The organism is Giesbergeria sinuosa (assembly GCF_042652905.1).
Classification (GTDB): domain Bacteria; phylum Pseudomonadota; class Gammaproteobacteria; order Burkholderiales; family Burkholderiaceae_C; genus Simplicispira; species Simplicispira sinuosa.
Window position 1 is genome coordinate 29,383 of the sequence record NZ_JBHSHJ010000008.1, and the last position, 9,003, is coordinate 38,385.

Here is a 9,003-nt window from a genome sequence, read left to right on the forward strand (position 1 = left end):
TCTCTGGGGCTGTTGATCTTGTTGGTGCAAGTTGGGAATATTGAAATGATCCAAACAGAAACCCGGTTAGACGTTGCCGACAATACCGGCGCCAAGTCCGTCCTGTGCATCAAGGTGCTGGGCGGATCCAAGCGTCGCTATGCCAGTGTTGGCGACATCATCAAGGTGAGCATCAAGGAAGCCGCTCCACGTGGCCGCGTCAAAAAAGGCGAGGTTTACAGCGCAGTGGTTGTCCGTACAGCCAAGGGCATCCGCCGTGGCGATGGCTCGCTCGTCAAATTCGATGGCAACGCAGCAGTGTTGCTCAATTCCAAGCTGGAGCCCATCGGCACCCGCATCTTTGGGCCCGTGACGCGTGAACTGCGTACCGAACGCTTCATGAAGATCGTGTCTCTGGCTCCCGAAGTTCTCTAAGGACGGCGCGATGAACAAGATTCGCAAGGGCGACGAAGTCGTCGTACTCACAGGACGCGACAAAGGCAAGCGCGGCACCGTAACGCTGCGCGCTGATGATTCCCACCTGGTGGTCGAAGGCATCAACCTGGTCAAGAAGCATGTCAAGCCCAACCCCATGAAGGGTTCGACTGGCGGTATCGTCGATAAGGCGATGCCCATTCACCAGTCCAACGTGGCCATTTTCAATGCTGCCACTGGCAAGGCCGATCGCGTCGGTATCAAGGTGCAGGCTGACGGCACACGTACTCGTGTGTTCAAGTCCAACGGCGCCGAAATCAAGACGGCCTAAGGGGTAAAACATGGCACGACTCCAAAAAATCTACCGCGAAAAGCTCGCTCCCGAACTGATGAAGCAGTTCGGCTACACCTCGCCTATGCAGGTGCCGCGTCTGACCAAGATCACGCTCAACATGGGTGTGAGCGAGGCCGTCGCTGACAAGAAAGTCATGGACAACGCCGTGGCTGATCTGACCAAGATTGCTGGCCAAAAGCCTGTCGTCACCAAGGCCAAAAAAGCTATCGCCGGTTTCAAGATCCGCGAAGGCCAGGCCATCGGTTGCATGGTCACCCTGCGTGGCGTGCAGATGTACGAATTCTTGGACCGCTTTGTGACCGTGGCACTGCCCCGCGTGCGTGACTTCCGGGGTATCTCCGGTCGTGCGTTCGATGGCCGTGGCAACTACAACATCGGCGTCAAAGAACAAATCATCTTCCCTGAAATTGAGTACGACAAGGTCGATGCCCTGCGCGGTCTCAATATCAGCATCACCACAACGGCCAAAACCGACGAAGAGTGCAAAGCACTGCTGACCGGTTTCCGTTTCCCCTTCAAGAACTGAGGCGGCGTATGGCAAAACAAGCTTTGATCCAGCGCGAACTCAAGCGCGAAAAACTGGTGGCCAAGTACGCCACCAAATACGCCGAACTCAAGGCCATCGCCTCTGACGCCAAGCGCAGCGATGAAGAGCGTGATGCAGCCCGTTTGGGTCTGCAAAAGCTCCCACGCAACGCCAACCCCACGCGCCAGCGTAACCGTTGCGAAATCACCGGTCGCCCCCGTGGTACTTTCCGTCAATTCGGCTTGGCCCGTGCCAAGATCCGCGAACTGGCTTTTGCAGGCGACATCCCCGGTGTCACCAAGGCCAGCTGGTAAGCAGGCAGGAGAGATACAACATGAGCATGAGTGATCCCATCGCTGACTTGCTGACCCGCATCCGCAATGCCCAAATGGTTTCCAAAGCCACCGTGAGCGTGCCTTCTTCCAAAGTGAAGATCGCCATCACCCAAGTGCTGAAGGACGAGGGCTACATTGACGGTTTCGAGGTCAAGACCGAAGCCGGCAAATCCGAACTCCAAATCGCCCTCAAGTACTACGCTGGCCGTCCGGTCATCGAGCGTATCGAGCGTGTGAGCCGCCCCGGCCTGCGCGTGTACAAGGGCCGCGATGCCATCCCCCAGGTCATGAATGGCCTCGGCGTGGCCATTGTCACCACCCCCAAGGGCGTGATGACCGACCGCAAGGCGCGTGCTACCGGTGTCGGTGGTGAAGTGCTTTGCTACGTGGCTTAAGCCGTGACATTGAGGAGAAACTGAAATGTCCCGTGTAGCAAAATCGCCGGTCGTCATCCCCGCAGGCGTGGATGTGTCGATCAAAGACGACCAGATCAGCGTCAAGGGCGCTGGCGGTACCTTGGCCCTGACCCAGAATGTTCTGGTCAAGGTCACCAATGCCGATGGCAAGCTCTCGTTTGAGCCCATCAACCCATCCCGTGAAGCCGATGCCATGAGCGGCACCTTCCGCCAGTTGGTGAACAACATGGTGATCGGTGTTAGCAAGGGCTTCGAAAAGAAGCTGACTTTGATTGGTGTGGGTTACAAAGCCCAAGCCAGCGGCAACAAGCTGAACTTGGCGGTGGGTTATTCTCACCCTGTCAATTTTGATATGCCAGAAGGCATCACAGTGGCTACGCCTACCGCGACCGAAATCCTGATCAAGGGTGCCGATCGTCAGCGCGTGGGTCAAATTGCTGCTGAGATCCGTGCTGTTCGTCCACCCGAGCCTTACAAGGGCAAGGGCATCCGTTATGCGGACGAAACCGTCACGATCAAAGAGACCAAGAAGAAATAAGGAGCTGCAATATGTTGACCAAGAAAGAGCAGCGTCTTCGTCGTGCCCGTCAGACCCGCATTCGCATTGCACAGCAAGGCATTGCCCGTCTGTCGGTGAACCGTACGAACCTCCATATTTACGCCACCGTGGTTTCTGGCGACGGCACCCAAGTGCTGGCCAGTGCTTCCACTGCCGAAGCCGAAGTGCGCAGCGCACTGGGCGGCTCTGGCAAGGGTGGCAATGCCACTGCAGCTCAAGTCATCGGCAAGCGTATTGCTGAAAAGGCCAAGGCCGCAGGCGTCGAAAAAGTTGCATTTGATCGCGCAGGGTTTGCCTACCACGGTCGCGTCAAGGCCCTGGCCGACGCAGCCCGTGAAGCAGGTCTGCAGTTCTAAGCGGAACGGAATACAAAATGGCTAAATTTCAACCCCGAGTGCAAGACGAAGGCCGCGACGACGGACTGCGCGAGAAGATGATCGCGGTCAACCGCGTCACCAAAGTGGTCAAGGGCGGTCGTATCCTCGGCTTTGCTGCACTGACTGTGGTGGGTGATGGCGAAGGCCGCGTCGGCATGGGCAAGGGTAAATCCAAAGAAGTGCCAGCTGCAGTGCAGAAGGCCATGGAAGAAGCCCGTCGCAACATGGTCAAGGTGTCGTTGAAGAACGGTACTATTCACCACCAAGTGACAGGTCACCACGGTGCTGCTTCCGTGATGATGGCACCGGCCCCCAAGGGTACCGGTATCATCGCTGGCGGCCCTATGCGCGCTGTGTTTGAAGTGATGGGTATGACCGACATCGTGGCCAAGAGCCACGGTTCGTCCAATCCTTACAACATGGTTCGTGCCACTTTTGATGCGCTCACCAACTCCACCACCCCCGGTGATGTGGCGGCCAAGCGCGGCAAGTCGGTCGAAGACCTCTTCGCCTGACAGGAGCTTTGACGATGTCTACACAACAAACCGTGAAAATCCAGCTGGTTCGCAGCCCGATTGGCACGAAAGAATCCCACCGCGCCACCGTGCGTGGTCTGGGCCTGCGCAAACTCAACAGTGTCAGCGAATTGCAAGACACTCCCGAAGTGCGCGGCATGATCAACAAGATCAGTTATCTGGTCAAAATCGTCTGAAAGGTTGATGATGGAACTCAATAGCATCAAACCCGCAGACGGTGCCAAGCACGCCAAGCGCCGTGTGGGTCGTGGTATCGGCTCTGGTCTGGGCAAAACCGCAGGCCGTGGTCACAAAGGTCAAAAGTCGCGTTCGGGTGGCTACCACAAAGTGGGCTTTGAAGGCGGTCAAATGCCTTTGCAGCGCCGTCTGCCTAAGCGTGGTTTCAAGTCGCTGACATTGCGCTTCAATGCCGAAGTCACACTGACTGACGTGGCCCGTTTGGGTCTGGCAGAAGTCGATCAGCTGGCACTCAAGCAAGCGGGTTTGATCAATGATCTGACCCGTACCGTGAAGGTCATCAAGAGCGGTGCCATTGAAACAGCAGTCAAACTCAGCGGTATCGCTGCGACTGCTGGTGCCAAGGCAGCTATTGAAGCTGCTGGCGGCAGCGTAGCCTGACGCCTTCCTGAAGGAAAAAGCTGTGGCTACTAGCACTGCTTCCGTGGCAAAAACCGGAAAATTCGGCGATTTACGTCGTCGACTGGTTTTTCTCTTGTTGGCGTTGGTGGTGTACCGGATCGGGGCACATATTCCTGTTCCTGGTATTGATCCAGCCCAGCTGCAGCAGCTGTTCAGTAGCCAGCAGGGCGGCATCCTGAACCTGTTTAACATGTTCTCGGGTGGTGCCCTGTCCCGCTTCACGGTGTTTGCACTGGGAATCATGCCGTACATCTCGGCATCGATCATCATGCAGCTGATGACTTATGCTGTGCCCGCTTTCGAACAAATGAAGAAAGAGGGCGAGGCAGGTCGCCGCAAGATCACGCAATACACTCGGTATGGAACTTTGGGTTTGGCCATTTTTCAGTCGCTGGGTATTGCAGTTGCATTGGAAAGCTCGGCTGGTTTGGTTTTGTCCCCCGGTTTTGGCTTCCGCATGACGGCTGTGGTCAGTTTGACCGCTGGTACCATGTTTCTGATGTGGCTGGGTGAGCAAATCACCGAGCGTGGTCTGGGTAATGGCATCTCCATCCTGATCTTTGCGGGTATTGCTGCAGGCTTGCCCAGCTCGATTGGTGGTTTGCTAGAGTTGGTGCGTACTGGTGCCATGAGCATCATCGCTGCCATCATCATTGTGTTGTTGGTGGCGTTTGTCACCTACTTCGTGGTGTTTGTGGAGCGTGGGCAGCGCAAGATTCTGGTGAATTATGCTCGGCGTCAGGTGGGCAACAAGGTGTATGGTGGTCAGTCTTCGCACTTGCCCCTGAAGCTGAATATGGCGGGTGTCATTCCTCCCATCTTTGCTTCTTCCATCATCTTGCTGCCAGCAACGATTGTGAACTGGTTCAGTGCAGGTGAGTCCATGCGCTGGCTCAAGGATATTGCTGGAACGTTGACTCCTGGTCAGCCCATCTATGTGATGTTCTATGCCACAGCCATTGTGTTTTTCTGCTTCTTCTATACGGCACTGGTATTCAACAGTCGCGAAACAGCAGACAACCTCAAGAAAAGCGGCGCATTTATTCCTGGTATTCGGCCTGGTGAACAAACAGCACGTTACATCGACAAGATTCTGCTGCGTCTGACACTGATTGGTGCGGCTTACATCACCTTTGTTTGCTTGTTGCCTGAGTTTCTGATCCTGAAGTACAACGTTCCTTTCTACTTTGGTGGTACGTCGTTGTTGATCATTGTGGTAGTGACTATGGACTTCATGGCCCAAGTACAGAACTACCTGATGTCTCAACAATACGAATCGCTGCTGAAAAAGGCCAACTTCAAAGCAGGTTCAGGTATTTGAGTGATAGGTGAGCACTGGCGCACAGACACAAAGCAACCAGCCGCACTGGATGCGGCAAGGTTCGATGTTAATGTCGATCAAGAAACCGCAACAAATTGCGGAACTACCTTGTGTTTCGTACCAAGCTGGTTTGGAAGCGCGAAAAGTTTTAGGAGAATGAAATGAGAGTTTCTGCTTCGGTCAAGAAAATCTGCCGTAATTGCAAAATCATCCGCCGCAAGGGTGTGGTGCGTGTGATTTGCACTGACATGCGTCACAAGCAGCGTCAGGGTTGATGAGAAAAGTATAGAGGACGCATATGGCACGTATCGCTGGTATCAATATTCCGCCACATCAGCATGCTGAAATTGGCCTGACCGCCATTTATGGCATTGGTCGCACACGCGCACGCAAGATTTGCGAAGCCTGCGACATCGCCTACTCCAAGAAGATCAAAGATCTGACGGACGGCGACCTTGAAAAGATTCGCGACCAGATCGCACAGTTCACCATCGAAGGTGATCTGCGCCGTGAAACGACGATGAACATCAAGCGTCTGATGGACATCGGTTGCTATCGGGGATTCCGCCACCGTCGCGGTCTGCCGATGCGTGGTCAGCGCACACGTACCAATGCCCGTACCCGCAAGGGTCCGCGCAAGGGCGCTGCTGCACTGAAGAAATAAAGAGATTGAAAGATCAATATGGCTAAATCTCCTGCCAACAACGCAGCCCAGCGTGTTCGTAAAAAGGTTCGTAAGAACGTTTCGGACGGCATCGCCCACGTGCACGCGTCGTTCAACAACACCATCATCACGATCACTGATCGCCAAGGTAACGCCCTGTCTTGGGCTTCCTCCGGTGGTCAAGGCTTCAAGGGCTCGCGTAAGTCGACTCCCTTTGCAGCTCAGGTTGCTTCGGAAATGGCTGGTCGCGCTGCTATCGAACAAGGTATCAAAAACCTGGACGTCGAGATCAAAGGCCCCGGCCCTGGTCGTGAGTCTTCGGTGCGCGCTCTGGGCGCCCTGGGCATCCGTATCACGTCTATCTCGGACGTGACGCCAGTGCCGCACAACGGCTGCCGCCCACAAAAGCGTCGTCGTATCTAATTTATTGCAAGCCCACTGCCGCCTGCGCTGCATTGCAGCGTTTCAGGCGGCTCCCGCAATTGATTTGCGGTAGATGACATAAAAGGAAGTTCTCGTGGCACGTTACCTCGGCCCCAAAGCCAAACTCTCCCGCCGTGAAGGCACCGACCTGTTCCTGAAGAGCGCCCGTCGCTCCATCGCGGACAAGGCCAAGTTCGATTCCAAGCCCGGTCAGCACGGCCGCACCTCGGGTGCCCGTACTTCTGACTTCGGTCTGCAACTGCGCGAAAAGCAAAAAGTCAAGCGCATGTACGGCGTGATGGAAAAGCAATTCCGCCGCTACTTTGAAGCTGCTGACAGCCGCAAGGGCAACACAGGTGCCAACCTGTTGGGTCTGTTGGAATCCCGTCTGGACAATGTGGTTTACCGCATGGGTTTCGGCTCCACCCGCGCTGAAGCTCGCCAGTTGGTGTCGCACAAGGCTATCACGGTCAATGGTCAGTCGGTCAACATCCCTTCCTATCTGGTCAAGGCTGGTGATGTAGTGGCAGTGCGTGAAAAGTCGAAGAAGCAAAATCGCATTGTTGAAGCCTTGCAACTGGCCCAGCAAGTGGGTTTCCCTGCTTGGGTAGAAGTGAGTTTGGACAAGGCCGAGGGCGTGTTCAAGAAGGTTCCTGACCGCGATGAATTCGGTGCTGACATCAACGAATCCCTGATCGTTGAGTTGTATTCGCGTTAATCGCCCCGCGACATAGTTGAAAACCGTACCTGAACCGCGAGGCATCGCGGTTTAGGCGCTTCACCAGCCTTACCGGTGTAACGAGCTGGGGGTATTGAGAGGAAGTCTGCATGCAAACCAATTTGCTGAAACCCAAGGCGATCAATGTCGAGCAACTGGGGCACAACCGTGCCAAGGTAGTGCTGGAGCCGTTCGAGCGTGGCTATGGTCACACCCTGGGCAACGCCCTGCGCCGTGTTCTGCTCTCGTCGATGGTGGGTTATGCAGCGACAGAAGTGACCATTGCAGGGGTGCTGCACGAGTACTCGTCGATTGATGGTGTTCAAGAGGATGTGGTCAACATCTTGCTGAACCTCAAGGGCGTGGTCTTTATGCTCCACAACCGCGATGAAGTGACCCTGAGTCTGCGCAAGGATGGTGAAGGCGTGGTGACGGCGCGTGACATTCAGACGCCGCATGACGTGGAAATCATCAACCCTGACCATGTCATTGCCCACCTGTCGCAAGGCGGTAAGCTGGACATGCAGATCAAGGTAGAGAAAGGCCGTGGCTATGTGCCCGGTACTATGCGCCGCTATGCCGATGAGCCTACCAAGACCATTGGCCGCATTGTGCTGGATGCCTCGTTCTCTCCAGTCAAGCGCGTGAGCTACACCGTCGAAAGCGCCCGTGTAGAACAGCGCACGGATCTGGATAAGCTGGTGGTTGAGATTGAAACCAATGGCGCTATCACGGCCGAAGATGCAGTGCGCAAGTCGGCTCGTATCTTGGTGGAGCAATTGGCGGTGTTTGCCCAACTCGACGGTGGCGAGCTGCCTGGTCTGGGCGAAGTCTCTGGTGGTGCGCGCAGCAGTGCCAGCTTCGATCCGATTCTGTTGCGTCCGGTCGATGAGCTTGAACTCACCGTGCGTTCGGCCAACTGCCTCAAGGCTGAGAACATCTACTACATTGGCGACCTGATTCAACGTACCGAGAACGAATTGCTCAAAACGCCCAATTTGGGCCGCAAATCGCTCAACGAGATCAAGGAAGTGCTGGCTTCGCGTGGCCTGACTTTGGGCATGAAGCTGGAAAACTGGCCTCCGGCCGGTTTGGACAAGCGTTAAGCTGTCGCTATAATCTTGTGCCCCTACGCTGGGGCAGTGCCTCGGGCAGTACCTGATACGGCTGCCCGATTTAATTTGTATCAATAAGGAAAAGCACCATGCGCCACGGACACGGCCTTCGCAAACTCAACCGCACCTCTTCGCACCGCCTCGCGATGCTGCGCAACATGATGAATTCGCTCATCGAGCACGAAGCCATCAAGACCACCGTGCCCAAGGCCAAAGAGCTGCGCCGCGTGGTAGAACCCATGATCACTTTGGCCAAGGTAGACACCGTGGCCAACCGCCGTTTGGCTTTTGACCGTCTGCGTGACCGTGACAGCGTGACCAAGCTGTTCAATGTGCTCGGCCCTCGTTTCAACACCCGTCCCGGTGGTTACACCCGTATTTTGAAGATGGGTTTCCGCGTGGGTGACAACGCGCCTATGGCTTTTGTTGAGCTGGTGGAGCGTACAGAAGTAGCTGCCGAACAAAATAATGCTGCTGAAGCCGCATAAGTCGTAAAAATCAGCTTATAATCAATACCGCGCGATGGAGCAGTCTGGTAGCTCGTTGGGCTCATAACCCAAAGGTCGGAGGTTCAAATCCTTCTCGCGCAACCAAATACTGAAAAG

17 protein-coding genes and 1 tRNA gene are annotated in these 9,003 nt (G+C 55.4%); all 18 read left to right on the top strand.

Annotated elements, in window-relative coordinates; all coding sequences use genetic code 11:
- The first annotated feature begins 45 nt into the window (after positions 1 to 45).
- The 18 genes from rplN to ACFO6X_RS10815 all read left to right on the top strand — a co-directional run bounded on the left by rplN (position 46) and on the right by ACFO6X_RS10815 (position 8,991).
- On the top strand, positions 46 to 414 hold the full coding sequence (gene rplN / locus ACFO6X_RS10730) for a 50S ribosomal protein L14 (protein ID WP_382432853.1): 369 nt from the start codon (positions 46 to 48) through the stop codon (positions 412 to 414).
- Between the two features lie 10 nt (positions 415 to 424).
- Positions 425 to 745 (top strand): 50S ribosomal protein L24, encoded by a 321-nt coding sequence (gene rplX, locus ACFO6X_RS10735; RefSeq protein ID WP_382432855.1) that lies wholly within the window; start codon positions 425 to 427, stop codon positions 743 to 745.
- Between the two features lie 10 nt (positions 746 to 755).
- Entirely contained in the window at positions 756 to 1,295 is a 540-nt protein-coding gene (gene rplE / locus ACFO6X_RS10740) for a 50S ribosomal protein L5 (RefSeq protein ID WP_382432857.1), read from the top strand.
- Positions 1,296 to 1,303: 8 nt separating this feature from the next.
- Entirely contained in the window at positions 1,304 to 1,609 is a 306-nt protein-coding gene (gene rpsN, locus ACFO6X_RS10745) for a 30S ribosomal protein S14 (protein WP_382432859.1), read from the top strand.
- Between the two features lie 20 nt (positions 1,610 to 1,629).
- Positions 1,630 to 2,025, top strand: coding sequence for a 30S ribosomal protein S8 (gene rpsH, locus ACFO6X_RS10750; RefSeq protein ID WP_300077652.1), 396 nt, complete (start codon positions 1,630 to 1,632; stop codon positions 2,023 to 2,025).
- Between the two features lie 25 nt (positions 2,026 to 2,050).
- Positions 2,051 to 2,584, top strand: coding sequence for a 50S ribosomal protein L6 (gene rplF, locus ACFO6X_RS10755; RefSeq protein ID WP_382432862.1), 534 nt, complete (start codon positions 2,051 to 2,053; stop codon positions 2,582 to 2,584).
- 11 nt (positions 2,585 to 2,595) lie between these two features.
- Complete coding sequence (rplR, locus tag ACFO6X_RS10760; RefSeq protein WP_382432864.1) at positions 2,596 to 2,961, top strand: 50S ribosomal protein L18; 366 nt, start codon at positions 2,596 to 2,598, stop codon at positions 2,959 to 2,961.
- Between the two features lie 17 nt (positions 2,962 to 2,978).
- Complete coding sequence (gene rpsE, locus ACFO6X_RS10765; RefSeq protein WP_382432866.1) at positions 2,979 to 3,497, top strand: 30S ribosomal protein S5; 519 nt, start codon at positions 2,979 to 2,981, stop codon at positions 3,495 to 3,497.
- 14 nt (positions 3,498 to 3,511) lie between these two features.
- Positions 3,512 to 3,694: a 50S ribosomal protein L30 gene (gene rpmD, locus ACFO6X_RS10770; RefSeq protein ID WP_091457148.1), complete on the top strand. Its 183-nt coding sequence runs from the start codon at positions 3,512 to 3,514 to the stop codon at positions 3,692 to 3,694.
- 10 nt (positions 3,695 to 3,704) lie between these two features.
- The gene (gene rplO / locus ACFO6X_RS10775) at positions 3,705 to 4,136 is read left to right on the top strand and encodes a 50S ribosomal protein L15 (protein WP_382433075.1); all 432 of its coding nucleotides are present in this window, start codon (positions 3,705 to 3,707) and stop codon (positions 4,134 to 4,136) included.
- A gap of 22 nt (positions 4,137 to 4,158) precedes the next feature.
- On the top strand, positions 4,159 to 5,478 hold the full coding sequence (gene secY, locus ACFO6X_RS10780; protein ID WP_382432868.1) for a preprotein translocase subunit SecY: 1,320 nt from the start codon (positions 4,159 to 4,161) through the stop codon (positions 5,476 to 5,478).
- A gap of 161 nt (positions 5,479 to 5,639) precedes the next feature.
- Positions 5,640 to 5,753, top strand: coding sequence for a 50S ribosomal protein L36 (gene rpmJ, locus ACFO6X_RS10785; protein WP_011793797.1), 114 nt, complete (start codon positions 5,640 to 5,642; stop codon positions 5,751 to 5,753).
- A 23-nt stretch (positions 5,754 to 5,776) separates the two neighbouring features.
- Positions 5,777 to 6,142, top strand: a complete 366-nt coding sequence (gene rpsM, locus ACFO6X_RS10790; RefSeq protein ID WP_091457140.1) for a 30S ribosomal protein S13 — start codon at positions 5,777 to 5,779, stop codon at positions 6,140 to 6,142.
- An 18-nt stretch (positions 6,143 to 6,160) separates the two neighbouring features.
- Positions 6,161 to 6,565, top strand: a complete 405-nt coding sequence (rpsK, locus tag ACFO6X_RS10795) for a 30S ribosomal protein S11 (RefSeq protein WP_382432872.1) — start codon at positions 6,161 to 6,163, stop codon at positions 6,563 to 6,565.
- A 94-nt stretch (positions 6,566 to 6,659) separates the two neighbouring features.
- A complete protein-coding gene (gene rpsD / locus ACFO6X_RS10800) occupies positions 6,660 to 7,283 on the top strand; it encodes a 30S ribosomal protein S4 (RefSeq protein WP_382432874.1) in 624 nt (207 codons plus the stop codon).
- Positions 7,284 to 7,393: 110 nt separating this feature from the next.
- Positions 7,394 to 8,389 (top strand): DNA-directed RNA polymerase subunit alpha, encoded by a 996-nt coding sequence (locus tag ACFO6X_RS10805; RefSeq protein WP_382432876.1) that lies wholly within the window; start codon positions 7,394 to 7,396, stop codon positions 8,387 to 8,389.
- 98 nt (positions 8,390 to 8,487) lie between these two features.
- Positions 8,488 to 8,886: a 50S ribosomal protein L17 gene (rplQ, locus tag ACFO6X_RS10810; protein WP_382432878.1), complete on the top strand. Its 399-nt coding sequence runs from the start codon at positions 8,488 to 8,490 to the stop codon at positions 8,884 to 8,886.
- A 28-nt stretch (positions 8,887 to 8,914) separates the two neighbouring features.
- Positions 8,915 to 8,991: transfer RNA gene (locus ACFO6X_RS10815), tRNA-Met, on the top strand.
- Positions 8,992 to 9,003 lie beyond the last annotated feature (12 nt).